Genomic DNA, 18,688 nt, shown 5'->3' with positions numbered 1-18,688 from the left:
CGCGGCGCTGACGGTAGCGCCCCCGCGACGAGCCTCAGTCGAAGCCGCCGCCGCCTGCGGGGAACTGGATACGCACGACACGGTCGTCGTTCGGTCCGGGTTCACCGCCGGACTTGTTGACGGTCGATACCCACAGGAGGCCGTCCGTGGACGATGCCGCTCCGCGCAGCATTCCGTACCGGTCCTGGACGGTGAGGATCGGAGCGGCGGTGACCGCACCCGATCCCGGGTCGACGGCGACCACCGCGACGGCTTTCGCGCCGGTGAGGGAGACCGCGATACCGTCCGGTGACGCGGCGCATCCCGCCACCCCGGGTCGCTCGGGCCAGGTCCACGCCGGGCCCGAGCCGACGGAGCCGTCGGCGCCCACACGCTGGAGACGATCTTCGAGTTCGGTTCGATCCGTCACCCACAGGTTTCCGCCCGGGTCTCGGCACACGTCGCCTGCAGAACCGATGCCGGAGAGCAGTGCCGTCGGCGAAGGAGCGGCACCGGGCGCGGGAAGGGTGAATTCGAGGAGCTTGCCGGCCAGGGAAGCGGGATCTGTTGCGGCAGCAGGATTTCCCGCGTTCCCGGTGAGGACGACCATCTCGGTGGGCGACGAGAACTCGATGCCGCCGCCGTTGCCGGTCGCGCCGCGCGGGATGCCCGTGAGGACGTCCTTCGGAGTGTCGCCGGCCGCGATGCGCACGACCCGGTTGTCGGTCGGGGTGGTGATGTAGGCGTAGAGCAGACGGTCCTCGTCGAAGGTGGGTGACAGTGCCACGTCGAGCAGCCCACCGTCACCGGACGCGTCGACGGGAATCTTGGCTACCTCCACCGGCTCGGTGTCGGGTGCGACCTGCAGGATTCTGCCGGTGCGTCGTTCGGTCACCAGCGCGGCGCCACCTCCCGGCATGGTCACCAACCCGCCGGTCGTGTCGAGGCAGGTCGCGACCACCGCGGGATCGGGGTCCACACAGGGCCCGGACGGTACCGCGGACGCGCTCGGCGGCGTCGTCGTGGTGGTCGGATCCTGCGGACCGAAGCCAGGTCCGGCATCGAAGGTCGGCTCCGGGGTGAAGGGCGTGGACGCCGTGTCGTCGAACCGGGCGCACGACGACACCGCGACCCCCACGGCCAGTGCCACCGCCGCCGTGCGAACACGGCGTGAACCTGTCGATTGCGAACCCCACGTCATGCCGCAAACGTTACCGGCAGCCCGCGTGTCACCTCCCGATGCGGCGTCTGCGGCGCCAGGAGGTCCTACCCTGAGTGACGTGACCGACAAAGGAACCGGCGGATCGCCGGAAACAGGATCGAGTCCTTACGACGAGCCGACGCTCCAGATGCGCCGCACCCGTTCTTCCCGGCTGGAAACCGAGGACGACCTCGACTTCGACGGGTCGTCGGTCGGCGGCGGGGCACACGCCGCCCCCACCGAGCAGATGTACCGGCCGGACACGACCGGTGCCCACACCCCGGATTCTTTCGGGCCCGCGACCGGCGTGGACCAGCGAGCACCCAAGGCGCGCCGGGGCACTCTCGACCTCGGGTTGCTGATATTGAGACTTGTCGTCGGTGCGACGTTGATCGCCCACGGCCTGCAGAAGCTGGTCGGGTTGTGGGGAGGGCCCGGACTCGACGGTTTCGAGCAGCTTCTTCGCGAGGCCGGATACCAGCAGCCACGCATCCTCGCGATCGCGGGCGCTGTCGGTGAGACCGCAGCGGGCGCCTTGCTCGTCCTCGGTCTGCTGACCCCGCTCGCGGCGGCGGCGGTCGTGGCGATCATGATCAACGCCGTGCTGTACAAGCACAACCTCGAGCCGGGAGTGCAGTACTTCGCATCCGAGCGCTCCGGTTTCGAATACGAAGTGCTGCTCGCGGCAACGGCAGTGGCGCTCACACTCACCGGCCCCGGACGGATCGCGGCCGACGGTCCGCGCAAATGGGCCACGCGTCCGTTCCTCGGATCGTTCGTGGCGTTGCTACTGGGGGTCGCTGCGGGCGTCTGTCTGTGGCTGTTCGCCCGCTGACCATTGGGTCGCAATCCGCCGGGGCGTGGCACGCCCACGGCCGAGCGTCGTGCCAAACTCCGACGAATACCGGTTCTCAAAGGCGGCGCGTGCGCGTTTGCCAGGAAAGCCGCTGCATTGATGTAGCCGATTACGGGCATCGAGTGCACGCTATCTCCACGTCGCGCTCGGGACGTGGCTCGTGATGGGCCTAGATTAACCTGCGGGTCATGAATACATGACGGGTTGACCTCTTGTAGTAGACCGATCGGCCCGGGACGAGGTGATGAGCTGATGAGTTCGTCGGGAGCGAATCTGGTCATGCCCAGCCGCGGGACGCGCCCGCCAGCATGGGAAAGGAACATGCGTAAACCCGTGTGAGGGTCGGCTGGGCATGCTCCCGCATGGGTACTCTGAAGCCCATCTGGGGACCCGAGCTGGACGCCGTCGGGGGCCCTTGCGGCTGCTGGTGCGCAACCTGCGGATTGCACGCTTCCTTCGCGCGGTGCGTAGCACACGATTAGTTTGTCTGGTTAAATGCCTCAGCATGACAACTAGCGAGCAACCCGCGGGTTTCTGGAGCTACGTACACGCCGACAACGAAGCAGAACATGGGCGCATTTTGCGGCTGTGTAATTTGATCGAGGCGGAATACTCGCTGATCACGGGTAACGAGATCCACATGTTCGTTGACAGAGATGACATCTCTTGGGGTGCAAGGTGGCGAGATACCATCGACGATGCGCTTGCCGCCACCACCTTTTTCATTCCGATCGTTACCGCTCGCTACATTCAGAGACCCGAGTGCAGACACGAACTCATCCAATTTTCGAAGCATGCTGAGAGGCGCGGTGTCAAGGAACTTCTGCTTCCGATCCTGTACTCGGGCGTTCCGAGGCTTGAAGAGGACGCTGAGGACGAAGTGAAGGCGATCATTTCTTCTACCCAGTACGAAAACTGGACGACGCTACGACTGGAGGAAGAGCAAAGTGCACAATACCGGTCAGCCGTCAACAAACTAGCCCTCCGACTTGCAGAGATCGCGGAAATGATCGCTGATCGGCCGGAAGTCTTAGATCCCGTGCCCGCCGAAAACACGAACGTCGACGAGTTCGCAGATGTGTCGCCTGGAATCCTCGATAGCATGGCTGAAATCGAAGTTCTTTTTCCTTCTTGGACAAAGACAATCGAGACCCTGTCATCCGACATCGAAGCCCTATCGGAGCCATTCAACCGGTACGCACCAAAAATGCAGACAGTCGGACGATCTGCGAGCGCGTCGGTGAAGTTGGCATTGGCTCGGAAGCTGGCCGGCGAGTTAAACCCCATTGCTGATCGAATCGTCGAGACCAGCACGATTTATACAGAGCAAGCGCTCCAAATGGACAACGGGATTTCCAAGATTCTCCTTAGCATTGCCGAGGACCCGTCAAGCACGAACGATGACAGAGACTTCGCGGCATTTGCCACCGGGATTCGCTCTCTCCGGGATTCCGGTGCACAAGCAATCGCATCTCTCCAGAGAATGAATGAAGAAGTTAAGCGCGTCGCGTCGATGAGCCGCGACTTGAGGAAGCCCCTAGGGAAGATCGCGCGGGCACTTCAACGTTTCATGGACGGCCAAGGACTTTTCGACGAATGGGTACGGAGGATCGAGGAAATAGAGAACGCCGAGGTGGCGCCTCGTCGTATCAATTAGACGAAGCTCTCCCCGGATGGTCACCTCAGCTGGAGGGTGCTTTCCTAGTGATATCGACGCACTGCGCGCCACCTTGGGCGGTCGGTGCTGAGACTTAGAGCTCCAGCATCTGCAGGGCACAGACTTAGAACGCGGCCAATTCTCGACGTACCAGTATCGATCGATCACGAACGCGTGAAGCTCGGCCATAGGCAACGTGTCTGCGGTATCAATGCGGAATAGCGAACGGCCAACCGCTACGCTGGTACGAACTCAATCAGCGCAACGCACAGCTTCGAGGCTCGACTAAAACTGGACGTGTGCGCCGACCTTGGATCCCCATGTGTGTTCCGAGCAGCCACCTCGCTCTGTAGGCAGTGACCAAGTGGACTCGATGCCGTGGCGCGGGATGCTCAGCGAGCCGATCAATAGACAGAGGTGGATTTCTGTACTGATTGCTCTCGGACGAGAGGCATACCATCTCCTGACAAGGCATGATTCCAGCTATGGCAATACTTCACGACGTTCCAGACAATGACTACCCGTATCTATTTCGCGCGGCAGACAAGGCTTCGCTCGAAGGGCAGAGGAGTTACGTACAGACGACGCGTACGAGACTGCTCCTCCTAGGAGGTGCTGCCCTTACGGGAGTCTTCTCCTGGACGGTGGAGTGGGGAGAGATCGGTCCTATTAATGTCCCGGCGCTGTTCGGTGTCCTCGCTTTCGTCCTCACACTCGTGCTCGAACTCGATACGTGGAAAAACCGACCTGACAAATCCTGGTATGACGGAAGGGCCGTTGCTGAATCCGCAAAGACTCTGATATGGAAGTTTGCTGTGGGAGGGAACCCATTCCCGGCTCCGCTAGAAGAAGTCGACGCAATGAGAGCGTTGCTGAAGCGGATGAAGTCGATCCGGGAGAAGTTCTTAGACCTCGAGTTGCACCCAGTCCAGGCACCGGAAATCTCCGATTGGATGCTCGTCCTACGTCGATCCAGTTTTGAACACCGTCGTCAGAGTTATCTAGAGGCCCGGATCGATCAGCAAAAGAAATGGTACTCAGACAAGGCACGGTTAAACAAGCGGCAAGCTGAGAGGTGGCGTTTGGTCCTTATCATCCTCGAACTCTCCGGTGTAGGAATCTCACTTGCCGCCGCCCTGAGCCTAGACCTAACCCAAATTGCTGCTGCCATAGCAGCTTTGGTAACCGGAGTCTTGGCCTGGACTCAGACGAAGCAATACGACTTCAATTATAGGGCGTACTCAGCGGCGCTCAGCGACCTGACAAGCGCTGAAGCGAAGCTAAGCCTTGCGGATACGGAAGAATCCTGGGCACGCGAAGTTGATGATGCCGAGGAAGCCATCAGCCGTGAACATGTCGTTTGGCTCGCGACCCGCTCTAGCCTTTGACATCCCACAAGAGCTAGGGATTCCGCCTAAAGGCGGTTGACCAGTTTGGCGTGTCCTCTTCATTGCACCGATACTTTCTGAGACGGTAGAGCAATTCCCGAGGCACCTCGTTCATCCCGCCTGGGCTCTTTTGTATGTAGTTGCCAGCTAACCCTTCTCGCTGCGCGGCCAGCATGGCATCATCGGTGGATGACGCTTCACGGTAACGAGCAACCCTCCGCGTTTTTCGCTTACGCAGGGAGTCCCGCGCTTCGCGCTGAGTCTATGCGCGATGCGGTTGCAGCTACGTCGCAGCGAGGCATAAGAGCTTGCGGCTGGGAAGATCTATCGGTAAGCGGGCGCGTGATAATCGATATTGTCACGAAGAAGATTGATGAGTGTGACGCGTGCGTCGCAGAAGTTAGCTCAAGCAATCCGAACGTTCTTTTCGAGGCAGGGTATGCGCTCGCGCGCAATAAGAAATTATTCCTGGCCCTCGATGAGTCCGACGAAGAGGCCCTGAAATCGTGGCAATCGTTAGGAATAGTTGATTCCTTGGGGAGGATAGACTACAGCGGGAACTCCCAAAAGCTGGCAGCGGAAGTCTGCAAAAGGACGCTCGAAGTCGAAGATCCATTCATTGAGGGGCTCCTATCGGGTGGTCGTCCACGGGAAGAGAACGCGATTTTTGCGCCCGGCGTGCCGCACAAGTTCAATTCCGCAGAGAGATTGGAACGACTGCTCGACCGGAAAACTCATCTAAACTTTTTGGCTTCGCAAGAAGAGTTTGGGCTGGGTTCATTAGCTTATTACGTTCAATCAATATACCGTTCTTCAGCCGCGATTCTTCACTTTATGAAGCCTACTCGGACACTAGCGCCAGCATATAATGCGCGACTGGCATTCGTTGGTGGCATAGCCCATGGATTTGAAATACCATTACTAATGGTGGCAGAGGAGGAATATCAGGCCCCCTTAGACTATCGAGATCTAGTTTATGTATACCAGTCAACGGTTAAACTGACTGAGTACGTCGAAGAGTGGCTAAAGGTACTGCCAACGGCTCCGGGATCGCGTAAACGCCTTGGGCGACTAAAGCTTGATATAGAACTTCCGATTCGAACCTTTGGTCAGTACGTTGCCGAGTCCGAAAAGATAGAACTGAACGATTACTTCGTGCATACGAACGAATTTGAGGCGGTCTTAAGTGGTCGTGCCTCCGTCTTTACTGGGCGAAAAGGAACGGGCAAGACTGCAACAATGCAGGAATCAGTTGCCGAACTGCGCAAGGATAGACGAAATCTCGTCGTTTCGGTTAAGCCCAGCTCATATGACCTTGCTGGCTTGGTGCTGGTTCTTGAACAGGCAACGAATAGGCAGAACCGAGATTATTTTCTTTTGAATCTCTGGAGTTACCTATTAACGACAGAGATAGCCATCGCAGCCCTTTCCAACGCGGAGTCGTTGCCTGCTGGACTTGGGGCGGATGCAAGCACAAGTGAACTCGCTGCTGAGTTGGCGCGGCATGGAATTGATCTTGAAGCTGACTTTACATCCCGACTAGATGACGTTATCGCAGGCGCGCTCGATCATGAAATTGGGTCACAAGACCTAACATCACGAATCCGGAACGCTTGGAGGGCCAGCCTTCTTCCTAAGCTTAAGAAGGTGCTGCACGCTTACGATAGGGTCTCCGTACTAATTGACAATCTGGATAAGACCTGGGAAAAGGGCGTAGCATTCGACGAGCTTTCGCAATTCATCCTGTCGCTGTTGGTAACTCAGGGCAAGCTGGAGGCAGAATTCGAGAGAGCAAACAAAGCATCGCCCCCAGCTCACGTGACACTCACCGTGTTCATACGCACCGATATTTATGATGTGATCGCCGCACACGCGCGCGAACCTGACAAGATCAATCCTCAGACGATCCAATGGAGCGACGAAGAACTACTGATTCGAGTGCTCGAAGAACGATATGAGGCGAATCGCGATTCCGCGAGCGCTCGAGGAGCAGAGGGCCTGTGGGAACGGGTGTTTTGCGCTGAGGTGCACGGACTCCCGACTCGCGACTACCTCTTGTGGAGGGCCTTACCTAGGCCGCGCGATCTTATTTATCTGGGGAACGCTGCGCTCACAACAGCAATTAATAGGCGCCATGATCGCGTCCTCCGTCAGGATTTCAACTATGCAGAGTTTCAATACTCAAGGTTCGCGGTAGAGGCATTGATTGTGGAGTCTGAAGCGCAAGGATTCAATCTCGAAGAATTGCTCTTCGAGTTCGCGGGACTCGACTCGACGGTCACAATGTCGGACCTCCAAGATGTACTAGGTTCAGCTTCCGATTTTGACTCTTTGGTAAGCTGGCTTATCCGAACTAGTTTCCTTGGAGTCGAGACGCGCGATAGCAGCTTTGTATACGTCGAGGGTGAGTCCGAAGCTAAGAAGAAGTATAAAGCAGCGCAGAGACTCGCAACCCGCATGAATCGGCCAGTGCGATTCCGTGTGCACCCGGCCTTTAGGTGCTACCTAGATATTCGAGATGACGACCTCGCAAACGAACAGGAGTCAGGTAGACTTCCTTAACTGATTCGAATATCCGGTGACTGGGATGCATCCTAACTTAGATTGTTTCCGATGACCGTTTCAGCGAGCCGAAATTGAGTTTGTTGCTCGTGCTCGGGACGTTGGCGGATCATCCAGTTCTTTAGTGCACCGAGCGCGTGGGTGAAGCGAGTGAGATGCCAAACTGAAGCCGCGGTCGCATCCGCAGGCGATGGGTGCTAAGTCCAGCCATCCGACGCAGCCTGTTGTGTGGCTCGCTAATCGCCTCGCTAGCTCGTTCGAGGCCCTGGTATCGGAATGTAGACAAGTGGATGGGTAGGGCCTCGACGCAGGACCTGCCATTCCCGACCGTGCGACTACCAGATCCCTGCCTACATCGCTGTTAAACCTGGAATCCGCCGTCCCAGAAACGATGTTTTGCGTCGACTTCGGTAGCCAGATCCGGGTGGCGTAGCGCTCATTTAGGCACTCACTTCTTTTCACTGAGGAGTGTCATCAAGGCATTGACCAAAGCCGGTGAACCTCTTCGACGGTATGGGGGTGCTCGGTTCCAATACCCTCGGCGCCTTTGCAGACGAAGTCGTCGCTGCTTTTGGAAAGGAGATACCAGCATCACCCCGCGCGGTCCGGCAGATTCGGCGGATCCACTTGTTTAGTCGCGAGGTTGTCCTACTTCCTACGGAGCGCCTAGGTCTGGGAAGAGGCGCTTGGTGCGCTCTCATTTCGCGAGGGATGACGCTACTAGGGTTTAAGAAACAGCCGACACCTATGGCCGACACGTTCCACAAGCGGGACTCATCCACAAGCGTCTCAAAGAATTTGAACACCAGCACGCGAACGCCGTAATGGGAGTTGAGTCTGACCCATCTCTGATGGAGTTAGTACATCTCCATATGTGACCACAGGATTTAAAGAGCCTCTACAGGCTGCTCGTACGCTTTGTAGTCGGCTCGCAACGCCGGCCGGAGCCGCACACCCGTGTGCGGCCCCCGCCGTCGTCTTGTACAAAAGCCTGTGATCACGGCACGTACCGCACCGCACCCTTATCCGCCGACGTTGCCAGCGCTGCGTATGCGCGCAGCGCGGTGGTGACGGTGCGCTGACGATCGACCGGCTGCCACGGCTTCTCCGACGCTTCCATCTTGGCGCGACGGGTGGCCAGTTCCTCGTCGGACACCAGCACCTCGAGGGTGCGGGTAGCGACGTCGATGCGGATCTGGTCGCCGGTCTCGACGAGCCCGATCGTGCCACCGGCGGCAGCTTCGGGGGAGATGTGCCCGATCGACAGGCCCGAGGTACCACCGGAGAACCGGCCGTCGGTGATCAGCGCGCACACTTTGCCGAGTCCGGCGCCCTTCAGGAAGGCGGTGGGGTGCAGCATCTCCTGCATGCCGGGCCCGCCCTTGGGACCTTCGTAGCGGACGACCATGACATCGCCGGGCTTGATGCGCTTCTGCAGGATCGCCGAGACCGCCTCTTCCTGCGACTCGACCACAAGCGCCGGCCCCTGGAAGGAGAACAGTTCCTCGTCGATGCCGGCGGTCTTGAGGATCGCACCGTCGAGCGCGACGTTGCCGCGCAGCACGACCAGCCCTCCTTCGACGGTGTACGCATGTTCGACGTCGCGGATGCAGCCGCCTGCCGCGTCGGTGTCGAGCGAGGACCACCGGTTGTCCGTCGAGAATGGTTCCGTGGTGCGCACTCCGCCGGGCGCTGCGTGGAACAGCTCGATCGCTTCGTCGGAGGCCTTCCCGGACCGGATGTCCCAGGTGTCGAGCCACTCGTCGAAGCTCTTCGTGTGGACCGTCGACACGTCGGTCTCGAGCAGTCCGCCGCGGCGCAGTTCGCCGAGCAGCGCGGGGATGCCGCCGGCGCGGTGCACGTCCTCCATGTGGTAATCGGAGTTCGGGGAGACCTTCGACAGGCACGGGACCTTGCGGCTGATCGCGTCGATCGTCTCGAGGTCGAAGTCGACCTCGCCTTCCTGCGCAGCCGCGAGCGTGTGCAGCACCGTGTTGGTCGATCCGCCCATCGCGACGTCCAGCGCCATCGCGTTGCGGAACGCCGCGGGGGTGGCGATGTTGCGCGGAAGCACGGACTCGTCGCCGTCACGGTAGTAACGCAGCGCCGCCTCGACGACGGTGGTGCCGGCCCGTTCGAACAGTGCGCGCCGCGCGGCGTGCGTCGCCAGCGTCGAACCGTTGCCCGGAAGTGCCAGGCCCAGTGCTTCTGTGAGGCAGTTCATCGAGTTGGCGGTGAACATGCCCGAGCACGACCCGCACGTCGGGCACGCGCTGCGCTCGACCTCGTCGAGTCCTTCTTCGCTCACGGAGTCGTTGGCCGACGCGGAGATCGCGGTGATGAGGTCGGTGGGTGCTTGCGCGACTCCGTCGACGACGACTGCCTTCCCGGCTTCCATCGGTCCACCGGAGACGAACACGGTCGGGATGTTCAGGCGCATCGCGGCGTTGAGCATGCCCGGCGTGATCTTGTCGCAGTTCGAAATGCACACCAGCGCGTCGGCAGTGTGAGCGTTGACCATGTATTCCACCGAGTCCGCGATGATTTCGCGGCTCGGCAACGAGTACAGCATCCCGCCGTGGCCCATCGCGATCCCGTCGTCGACGGCGATGGTGTGGAATTCACGTGCCACGCCACCGGCGGCCTTGACCGCTTCGGCGACGATCTCGCCGACGTCTTTGAGGTGGACGTGGCCGGGCACGAATTGCGTGTACGAGTTCGCGATCGCAACGATCGGCTTACCGAAGTCGGAATCGGTCATTCCGGTGGCGCGCCACAGTGAGCGCGCGCCGGCTGCATTACGTCCGACGGTGGTGGTGCGTGACCTCAACGGGGGCATGGCTGACTTCCTTGACGGGGGTGTGCGCAAGCGGCGGGCCGCATCCGGTCGCCGGGCTGGGGCGTGATCCGGGTGGCGGCAGAGTCGAATTTACTCGTGTGCTATTTGCTCTCGGTATCCGAGTCTGTTTCCGTCACGTCGTCGCGTGCATCGGTGGTCGGCTCGGCGTCGTCGGGAGAGTCACCGGCGGAGGATTCTCGCGCGGCTTCCGCTTCGCGGGCGGCAGCGTACGGATCGGTGATGCGTCCTCCGCTGGCCTGTGCCAGTTGCGGCAGGCGTCCGAAGGTGACGACGGGCAACGCGACCTCGGAGTCGTCGGTGAGTGTCGCGCGAGCCCAGCCGCGCTTGGGGAAGCGAATTCCCTTCAGGGACTCCCACGGGATCGTCGTGGTGGAGAACGTCGAGCGGGCGACCACTCCGTCGGGGCCTACGACGGTGCGCACGCGGACGACCCACGCGGCGACGAGAAACGGGATCACCAGGGTCCACGCGAAGGCTTCGGGCCACGCGAGGGCGGGGGAGGCCAGCGCCAGGAACAGAAGACCGCACGCGAGGAAGGACAGGCGCGAAATCTGGATGACCTGCGTCGTCGAATCGGGCGTGTGGGATGATGGAGGAGGTGGCACGGGCTGCTGTGAAGATGACACCTCACCATCTTGTCACTGCAGCCGAGGCATCTCACATTCTGGGACAGTAACCACACCAAGTTGACTGTCTCCACACCATGCGCCTACCGTCAAGCGCGTGAATCAGAATGGGTTGCTCGTAATCGGCCGGCGCGTCGTCGCCTGAGCCGCATTCTGCAACTCGCCCACGACGCGCCACCCTCGTACAGCACAACGCTGACGAGGGTTTTTTGTTGCCCGGAGCCAGAATCAGAGGAATTGCAGTGAGCGCACCAACCGCACGGCCTCAACCCTCGCCGCGGAAGCCGGGGGGCAGCACCCCTGCGTCCGCCGCCGCCGCGGCGACCCCCGCCACCCGGCGCCCGGTCGCGCCCGAGCGCGTCACCGGCGCCCAGTCGGTGGTCCGAGCGCTCGAGGAACTCGAGGTGGACACGGTCTTCGGCATTCCCGGCGGCGCGATCCTGCCCGTATACGACCCCATCTACGATTCGAAGCGTGTGCGGCACGTCCTCGTCCGGCACGAGCAGGGCGCAGGCCATGCCGCCACCGGATATGCCCAGGCCACCGGCAAGGTCGGGGTGTGCATGGCGACCTCCGGGCCCGGCGCGACCAACCTCGTCACACCGCTTGCGGACGCCCAGATGGACTCGGTTCCACTCGTGGCGATCACGGGCCAGGTCGGCCGTCCGCTCATCGGCACCGATGCCTTCCAGGAAGCCGACATCTCGGGCATCACGATGCCCGTCACCAAGCACAACTTCCTGGTCACCGACGGTGCCGACATCCCTCGCGTGCTCGCGGAGGCCTTCTATCTCGCGTCGTCGGGCCGGCCCGGCGCGGTCCTCGTCGACATCCCCAAGGACATCCTTCAGGCCCAGACGACCTTCAGCTGGCCGCCGGAAATGCACCTGCCCGGATATCGGCCCGTCACCAAGCCGCACGGCAAGCAGGTCCGCGAGGCGGCACGACTGATCGCCGATGCGCGTAAGCCGGTGCTCTACGTCGGCGGCGGTGTCATCAAGGCCGAGGCCTCGGCAGAGCTGCTCGAGCTCGCCGAACTGACCGGCATCCCGGTGGTCACCACGCTGATGGCGCGCGGCGCGTTCCCCGACACCCACACGCTCCATTGCGGAATGCCGGGCATGCACGGCAATGTCGCGGCCGTGGCGGCGCTGCAGAAGAGTGATCTCCTCATCACTCTCGGCGCCCGCTTCGACGACCGCGTCACCGGTCAGCTCGACTCCTTCGCGCCCGACGCCAAGGTGATCCACGCCGACATCGACCCCGCCGAGATCGGCAAGAACCGGCACGCGGACGTCCCGATCGTCGGCGACTGCAAAGAGGTTCTCGTCGAGCTCATCGAGGCGATCCGCGCTCATCTCGCGACGAACACCACGCTCGACTACACCGCCTGGTGGGCGTACCTCGACGACATCCGTCGTACCTACCCGCTGAGCTACGACCGCCCGTCCGACGACAGCCTGTCGCCGCAGTTCGTGATCCAGGCCGTCGGCAAGCTCGCCGGTCCCGACGCGATCTACTGCGCCGGCGTGGGCCAGCACCAGATGTGGGCTGCTCAGTTCATCGATTACGAGAAGCCGCGCACGTGGCTCAACTCCGGTGGGCTCGGCACCATGGGCTACGCGGTGCCCGCGGCGATGGGCGCCAAGATGGGCTGCCCGGACACCGAGGTGTGGGCCATCGACGGCGACGGCTGCTTCCAGATGACCAACCAGGAACTCGCGACGTGCGCCGTCGAGGGTGTTCCGATCAAGGTCGCGCTGATCAACAACGGCAACCTCGGCATGGTCCGCCAGTGGCAGACGCTCTTCTACGAGGAGCGGTACTCGAACACCGATCTGTCCACGCACTCGCTGCGTATCCCGGACTTCGTCAAGCTCGCAGAGGCACTCGGCTGCGTCGGCATCCGTGTCGAACGTGAAGAAGACGTCGAACCGGCGATCCGGCGGGCCCAGGAGATCAACGATCGCCCGGTCGTCATCGACTTCATCGTCGGCAAGGACGCGCAGGTCTGGCCGATGGTCGCTGCCGGCACCGGCAACGACGAGATCATGGCTGCCCGGGACATCCGTCCCTTGTTCGACGAGGACACCGCGGAGGACGACGCCACGGTCGTCGACGCGGTAATCGAACGTGATCATGCACGCGGCCACCAGGCTGCAGCCGAGGAGGAAGCCAAGTGAGCACGAGCCACACCCTCAGTGTCCTCGTCGAGGACAAGCCGGGCGTGCTGGCCCGAGTCGCATCGCTGTTTTCGCGGCGCGGCTTCAACATCGAATCGCTCGCGGTCGGTGGTACCGAGATCCCCGAGATCTCACGTATGACCATCGTCGTCACCGTGGACGCGTTTCCTCTCGAGCAGGTCACCAAGCAGCTCAACAAGCTCGTCAACGTCATCAAGATCGTCGAGCAGGAGGGCGAGGCATCCGTCGCCCGCGAACTTCTGCTGATCAAGGTGCGCGCGGACGCGAGCGTTCGCACCCAGGTCATCGAAACCGTGAATCTCTTCCGCGCCAAGGTGATCGACGTGTCGCCCGAGTCGCTCACGATCGAGGCCACCGGCACCCGCTCCAAGCTGGATGCGCTTCTCCGCATGCTCGAGCCGTACGGGATCCGGGAAATCGTTCAGTCCGGCGTCGTTGCCGTCGGACGCGGTCCCAAGTCCATCACGGCTACCCGTTAGCCTGAACACACCCATTTGCTGAAAGAGGTAGGAACTGTGGCAGTCGAGCTTTTCTACGACGACAATGCCGATCTGTCGATCATCCAGGGCCGCAAGGTCGCTGTGATCGGTTACGGCAGCCAGGGGCACGCACACTCGCTGAGCCTGCGTGATTCCGGCGTCGACGTGCGCATCGGACTGAAGGAAGGTTCGAAGTCGCGGGCCAAGGCAGAAGAAGCCGGCCTCACCGTCGGCACGCCGGCCGAGGTTTCCGCATGGGCCGACGTCATCATGCTGCTCGCTCCCGACACCGCGCAGGCGTCGATCTTCACCAACGACATCGAGCCGAACCTCCAGGACGGCAACGCGCTGTTCTTCGGTCACGGCCTGAACATCCACTTCGGCCTGATCAAGCCCCCGGCCAACGTCACGGTCGCCATGGTCGCCCCCAAGGGCCCCGGGCATCTGGTGCGTCGCCAGTTCGTCGACGGCAAGGGTGTGCCGGCTCTCATCGCCGTCCACCAGGACCCGAAGGGCGAGGGCCAGGCTCTGGCTCTGTCCTACGCGAAGGGTATCGGCGGCACCCGCGCCGGCGTCATCAAGACGGACTTCAAGGAAGAGACCGAGACCGACCTGTTCGGTGAGCAGGCCGTGCTGTGCGGTGGCACCGAGGAACTCGTCAAGACCGGCTTCGACGTTCTCGTCGAGGCGGGCTACGCGCCGGAGATGGCGTACTTCGAGTGCCTGCACGAGCTCAAGCTCATCGTCGACCTCATGTACGAGGGCGGCATCGCCCGCATGAACTACTCGGTGTCCGACACCGCTGAGTTCGGTGGCTACCTCTCCGGCCCGCGCGTCATCGACGCCGGCACCAAGGAGCGTATGAAGGACATCCTCAAGGACATCCAGGACGGCACCTTCGTCAAGCGTCTCGTCGCCAACGTCGAGAACGGCAACAAGGAGCTCGAGGGTCTCCGCAAGGAGAACGCGGAGCACGGCATCGAGGTCGTCGGCAAGCAGCTGCGCGACCTGATGAGCTGGGTCGATCGTCCGATCACCGAGACCGCATAGTATCTCCATCCTGCTGCGGCAGCCCGGTACCTTCTCGAGGTGCCGGGCTGCCGTCGTTCGGGCGTGGGGACGCCGGAACGACCGCAGGCAATCTGCCGACGGGGGCCGGGTCGACGGCTCATACTTGCCCAATGTCGCTCTCGGCCGCCGTCAGCCGGATTCCCGGCATCGCCACGGCACGCAGATACCAGCGCGGATGGCTGCGGACCGACGTCACTGCCGGTTTGGTGGTCAGCGCACTACTGGTGCCCACCGGCATGGGATACGCGGCAGCGGCGGGACTGCCTGCCCACATGGGCATGTACGCCACGATCGTGCCGATGCTGGTGTACGCGCTCGTCGGTCCGTCGCGCATCCTCGTGGTCGTTCCGTCTTCCGCCCTGGCACCGCTGATCGCTGCGGCGGTCGTTCCCCTCGCCGCGGCAGGAGATCCCGCCCGCGCCGTGGCGCTAGCCGGTCTGCTCGCCCTCATAGTCGGAATTCTGCTGTTGTTCAGCGGGATTCTGCGCCTCGGATTCATCACAGAACTGCTGTCCAACCCCATCAGGGTCGGATTTCTCAATGCTATCGCTCTGATCGTGATCGCGAGCGAGGTCCCGCACCTACTCGGAGCGAATACCCGGCCGGCCGACCTCTTCACGAACCTCCGGAATGCTGCGGACGCGGTGCGCGGGGGTGCGCTCGGATCGCTCGCCTTCCTCCTCGGCGGCGCGACCCTGATCCTGATCGTGGTGATACAGGTGCTGTGGCCACGAGTTCCGGGCATCCTCGTCGGGGTTGTCGTGGCCACCGGGGTGACAGCCGCTTTCGGGCTGGGCGACAAGCTCGAGACAGTGGGCGCGCTCCCGTCGGGGCTCCCGGGCCCGGCCCTCGGCGGGCTCGCGTGGAGCGACGTCGCGACTCTGCTCGGCCCCGCGGTCGCGATCGCCATCATCGGTTTCGCCGACACCGCTGTCGTGTCCCGCGCTTTCTCGTCTGAGCGCGGTGAGGACGTGAACGGAAGCTCCGAGATGCGGGCGCTCGGCGTCGCGAACCTCGCGGCCGGTGTCACAGGCGGGTTCCCGGTGTGCGGTAGCGGAAGCCGCACGCCTGTCGTCCAACGCGCGGGCGCGCACACACAACTCGCCGGAGTGGTGGGAGCACTGACGGTCCTTGCCTTCCTCCTGCTCGCACCCGGCGCGACGGGCGACCTTCCGCGCTCTGCGCTCAGCGCCGTCGTCATCGTCGCTGCGAGCGCGCAGTTCAAATTCGCCAAGGTCGGGCATCTGTGGCAGGTGGCCAAGATCGAATTCGGTTTGTGTATAGCGGCATCCGTCGCCGTCATCCTCGCGGGGGTGCTGCGAGGCGTACTGATCGCGATCGCGCTGTCGCTGATGGCGTTGATGATCCAGGCCTGGCGGCCTCACCGTGCCGAACTCGTCGAAGTCCCCGGAATCGCCGGATATCACGACAGCGCTCGCCATCCCGAAGGCCACCGGATCAGAGGTCTCCTATTGGCACGGTTCGACGCACCGCTGTTCTTCGCGAACGGCTCGATTCTCACGGGGTATGTGCGCGCACTCGTACAGGAGCGATCCGATCGGGTGGAGTGGGTGATCCTCGTGGCCCAGCCGATCACCGACCTCGACACGACATCGGTCGAAGAAATCGAGCGGCTGGACGAATATCTGTCCCACAACGGAATTCGTTTCGTTTTTGCGGCATTGGAGGGCCAGGAGAGGGACAAGCTCCTGCGCATGCAATCGGCGAACCGTTTCCACCGGGAACGGTTCTATCCCACGCCTCGTGCCGCCGTGATCGCCTTCCGGCACCGGCACGACACCGGTATCACGCAGCGGACAATTCGTGCGCGTCCGGACATTTCGCCGACCGGAACCGCCGGACGGAGTGCACGGCGGAGGCCGCGCCCGGTACCGGGTGCCAGGCATTTGCGGCGTCGGCGCTGAGGCACCCGCGACGTCTTTCGGCCGGATACCGGTCGGGCCCGTGATCGCGTGCGGGACGCCACCCCGGCCCGATTTTCCCCGGTGGCGATCCCGGTGGGTCCGTGCCGGGGGCCGGGGCACTAAACTGTGAGCGGTCGCGGGTGAACGCGCCTTCCGACAGGCGTCGGCGCCGTCGACCACCCACACATTCACGACACAGGGAGTCCACACGTGAGCCAGAATGGCCGTCCAGTAGTCCTGATCGCCGACAAGCTTGCGCAGTCGACCGTCGATGCGCTCGGTGACGGTGTCGAGGTGCGCTGGGTGGACGGCCCGGACCGCCCGGCGCTGCTCGCTGCCGTGCCCGACGCACACGCGCTGCTGGTCCGCTCCGCGACGACCGTCGACGCCGAGGTCCTCGCCGCAGCCACCAATCTGAAGATCGTCGGCCGCGCGGGCGTGGGCCTCGACAATGTCGACATCGCGGCTGCCACCGAGCGCGGCGTGATGGTCGTCAACGCCCCGACGTCGAACATCCACTCCGCCGCCGAGCACGCTGTGGCGCTGCTGCTCTCCACCGCGCGCCAGATCCCGGCTGCCGACCGCACGCTGCGTGAGAAGACCTGGAAGCGTTCGAGCTTCAACGGAACCGAGATCCTCGGCAAGACCGTCGGCGTCGTCGGCCTCGGCCGGATCGGTCAGCTGTTCGCCCAGCGTCTCGCGGCATTCGAGGCCGACATCATCGCCTACGACCCCTACCTGCCTGCGGCACGTGCCGCACAGCTGGGCATCGAGCTCGTCGACATCGACGAACTGGTCGCACGCGCCGACTTCATCTCCGTGCACCTGCCCAAGACCAAGGAGACCGCAGGTCTGCTCAACGCGGAGCGGCTCGCGAAGACCAAGGACGGCGTGATCATCGTCAACGCTGCCCGCGGTGGCCTCATCGACGAGACCGCGCTGTACGACGCTCTCGTGTCCGGCAAGGTCCGCGCCGCCGGACTCGATGTCTTCAACACCGAGCCGTGCACCGATTCGCCGCTGTTCGACCTCGACAACGTGGTCGTCACCCCGCACCTCGGCGCTTCCACCTCCGAGGCCCAGGATCGTGCGGGCACCGACGTCGCCAAGAGCGTGCTGCTTGCGCTCGCCGGCGAGTTCGTGCCGGACGCCGTCAACGTCTCCGGCGGCCCCGTCGGCGAAGAGGTCGCGCCGTGGCTCGAGCTCGTTCGCAAGCTCGGCCTGCTCGCCGGAACCCTCTCACCCGAGGCGGTTCAGAACGTGCAGGTCGTCGCAAGCGGCGAACTCTCCGCCGAGAACGTCGAGATCCTCGGCCTCGCCGCCCTGCGCGGTCTGTTCTCCGCCAGCAGCGACGAGCCGGTCACGTTCGTCAACGCACCGCAGCTCGCCGAGCAGCGCGGCGTGACCGTCGAGGTCGACAAGGTCAGCGAAGCCCAGACCCACCGCAGTTCCGTCGAGGTGCGCGCCGTGGCTGCCGACGGTCACGTCACGCAGGTCGCGGGTGCTCTCACCGGTCTGCAGCAGGTGGAGAAGATCGTGAACATCAACGGACGCAGCTTCGACCTGCGTGCCGAAGGCCACAACTTCATCGTGCACTACCAGGATCGCCCGGGTGTTCTCGGAACCCTCGGCACCGTCCTCGGCAACGCCGGTGTCGACATCCAGGCAGCAGCACTGAGCCAGGACGCCGAGGGCCCGGGTGCGACGGTCATCCTGCGTGTCGACCGCGTGGTGGGCGACGCCGAGGTGGCGCAGATCGTCGAGCAGCTCGACGCGCGCGTCGCGCAGGTCGACCTGTCCTGATCGTTTCCGGGGACGCCCACGGGCGCACTCGAACCCAGCATCGTCCGGTGGCCGCGACCGTCTCTGCACGGTCGCGG

12 protein-coding genes are annotated in these 18,688 nt (G+C 62.9%); 9 read left to right on the top strand and 3 right to left on the bottom strand.

Annotation, left to right across the window (positions count from 1 at the left end; translation table 11 throughout):
• Positions 1-34 precede the first annotated feature (34 nt).
• Complete coding sequence (locus RDCOP1_RS06665) at positions 35-1,180, bottom strand: PQQ-dependent sugar dehydrogenase (protein ID WP_072699326.1); 1,146 nt, start codon at positions 1,178-1,180, stop codon at positions 35-37.
• 79 nt (positions 1,181-1,259) lie between these two features.
• Here RDCOP1_RS06665 and RDCOP1_RS06660 point away from each other — a divergent pair, with 79 nt between their 5' ends.
• The 4 genes from RDCOP1_RS06660 (at position 1,260) to RDCOP1_RS21275 (ending at position 7,643) form a co-directional block, all read left to right on the top strand.
• Positions 1,260-2,015, top strand: a complete 756-nt coding sequence (locus RDCOP1_RS06660; RefSeq protein WP_072699325.1) for a DoxX family protein — start codon at positions 1,260-1,262, stop codon at positions 2,013-2,015.
• A gap of 526 nt (positions 2,016-2,541) precedes the next feature.
• Positions 2,542-3,693 carry a TIR domain-containing protein gene (locus RDCOP1_RS06655; RefSeq protein WP_072699324.1) on the top strand — a complete coding sequence of 384 codons (1,152 nt, stop codon included), beginning with the start codon at positions 2,542-2,544 and terminating at the stop codon, positions 3,691-3,693.
• Positions 3,694-4,178: 485 nt separating this feature from the next.
• Positions 4,179-5,081 (top strand): DUF4231 domain-containing protein, encoded by a 903-nt coding sequence (locus tag RDCOP1_RS06650; RefSeq protein WP_072699646.1) that lies wholly within the window; start codon positions 4,179-4,181, stop codon positions 5,079-5,081.
• 189 nt (positions 5,082-5,270) lie between these two features.
• Positions 5,271-7,643: a P-loop ATPase, Sll1717 family gene (locus tag RDCOP1_RS21275; RefSeq protein ID WP_143152183.1), complete on the top strand. Its 2,373-nt coding sequence runs from the start codon at positions 5,271-5,273 to the stop codon at positions 7,641-7,643.
• A 997-nt stretch (positions 7,644-8,640) separates the two neighbouring features.
• Here the strand turns inward: RDCOP1_RS21275 and ilvD are convergent.
• Both ilvD and RDCOP1_RS06635 read right to left on the bottom strand, forming a co-directional pair.
• Positions 8,641-10,482 carry a dihydroxy-acid dehydratase gene (gene ilvD / locus RDCOP1_RS06640; protein ID WP_072699322.1) on the bottom strand — a complete coding sequence of 614 codons (1,842 nt, stop codon included), beginning with the start codon at positions 10,480-10,482 and terminating at the stop codon, positions 8,641-8,643.
• A 101-nt stretch (positions 10,483-10,583) separates the two neighbouring features.
• Positions 10,584-11,108 (bottom strand): PH domain-containing protein, encoded by a 525-nt coding sequence (locus tag RDCOP1_RS06635; protein ID WP_072699321.1) that lies wholly within the window; start codon positions 11,106-11,108, stop codon positions 10,584-10,586.
• A 263-nt stretch (positions 11,109-11,371) separates the two neighbouring features.
• Between RDCOP1_RS06635 and RDCOP1_RS06630 the strand changes: the two genes are divergently transcribed.
• The 5 genes from RDCOP1_RS06630 (at position 11,372) to serA (ending at position 18,611) form a co-directional block, all read left to right on the top strand.
• On the top strand, positions 11,372-13,312 hold the full coding sequence (locus RDCOP1_RS06630; protein WP_072699320.1) for an acetolactate synthase large subunit: 1,941 nt from the start codon (positions 11,372-11,374) through the stop codon (positions 13,310-13,312).
• Positions 13,309-13,812 carry an acetolactate synthase small subunit gene (gene ilvN, locus RDCOP1_RS06625; protein ID WP_072699319.1) on the top strand — a complete coding sequence of 168 codons (504 nt, stop codon included), beginning with the start codon at positions 13,309-13,311 and terminating at the stop codon, positions 13,810-13,812. The genes RDCOP1_RS06630 and ilvN overlap by 4 nt, the downstream gene beginning before the upstream one ends.
• A 36-nt stretch (positions 13,813-13,848) precedes the next feature.
• On the top strand, positions 13,849-14,862 hold the full coding sequence (gene ilvC, locus RDCOP1_RS06620) for a ketol-acid reductoisomerase (protein ID WP_072699318.1): 1,014 nt from the start codon (positions 13,849-13,851) through the stop codon (positions 14,860-14,862).
• A 131-nt stretch (positions 14,863-14,993) separates the two neighbouring features.
• Positions 14,994-16,808: a SulP family inorganic anion transporter gene (locus RDCOP1_RS06615; protein WP_072699317.1), complete on the top strand. Its 1,815-nt coding sequence runs from the start codon at positions 14,994-14,996 to the stop codon at positions 16,806-16,808.
• Between the two features lie 210 nt (positions 16,809-17,018).
• On the top strand, positions 17,019-18,611 hold the full coding sequence (serA, locus tag RDCOP1_RS06610) for a phosphoglycerate dehydrogenase (protein ID WP_072699316.1): 1,593 nt from the start codon (positions 17,019-17,021) through the stop codon (positions 18,609-18,611).
• Positions 18,612-18,688: the final 77 nt, after the last annotated feature.

Origin of the sequence: Rhodococcus coprophilus NBRC 100603 (assembly GCF_001895045.1) — a bacterium.
Lineage (GTDB): Bacteria > Actinomycetota > Actinomycetes > Mycobacteriales > Mycobacteriaceae > Rhodococcus > Rhodococcus coprophilus.
Note: the sequence above shows the minus strand (reverse complement) of the source record. Positions and strands in the feature narration are given on the sequence as shown.